Raw genomic sequence first — 661 nt, 5'->3', positions numbered from 1 at the left:
ATTGGTGCTCATACGCACTCCGTTGCGATTGGTTCACATGGACACACCATCACCGTTAACGCTGCTGGTAACGCGGAAAACACCGTCAAAAACATCGCATTTAACTATATTGTGAGGCTTGCATAATGGCATTCAGAATGAGTGAACAACCACGGACCATAAAAATTTATAATCTGCTGGCCGGAACTAATGAATTTATTGGTGAAGGTGATGCATATATTCCGCCTCATACAGGTCTGCCAGCAAACAGTACCGATATTGCACCGCCAGATATTCCTGCTGGCTTTGTGGCTGTTTTCAACAGTGATGAGGCATCGTGGCATCTCGTTGAAGACCATCGGGGTAAAACGGTTTATGACGTAGCGTCAGGGGACGCGTTATTTATTTCTGAACTCGGTCCGTTACCGGAAAATGTTACCTGGTTATCGCCGGAAGGGGAGTTTCAGAAGTGGAACGGCACAGCCTGGGTGAAAGATGCAGAAGCAGAAAAACTGTTCCGGATCCGGGAGGCGGAAGAAACAAAAAACAGCCTGATGCAGGTAGCCAGTGAGCATATTGCGCCACTTCAGGATGCTGTAGATCTGGAAATCGCAACGGAGGAAGAAACCTCATTGCTGGAAGCCTGGAAAAAGTATCGGGTGTTGCTGAACCGTGTTGATAC

General features: G+C 47.7%; 1 protein-coding gene and 1 pseudogene. Both read left to right on the top strand.

The annotated features are described in order from the left end of the window. A pseudogene (locus OQV04_RS24835) lies at positions 1-126 on the top strand (phage tail protein); the annotation flags it as partial. Then, positions 126-661: tail fiber assembly protein (locus OQV04_RS24830; protein WP_048225432.1), on the top strand; the 536-nt coding region annotated here is incomplete at its 3' end. The pseudogene OQV04_RS24835 and the gene OQV04_RS24830, both read left to right, overlap by 1 nt.

Source organism: Escherichia sp. Lx600-2 (genome assembly GCF_036662595.1).
GTDB classification, from domain to species: Bacteria; Pseudomonadota; Gammaproteobacteria; order Enterobacterales; family Enterobacteriaceae; genus Escherichia; species Escherichia coli.
The sequence above is the reverse complement of the archived record's forward strand: the minus strand, read 5'-3'. Positions and strand labels throughout refer to the sequence as shown.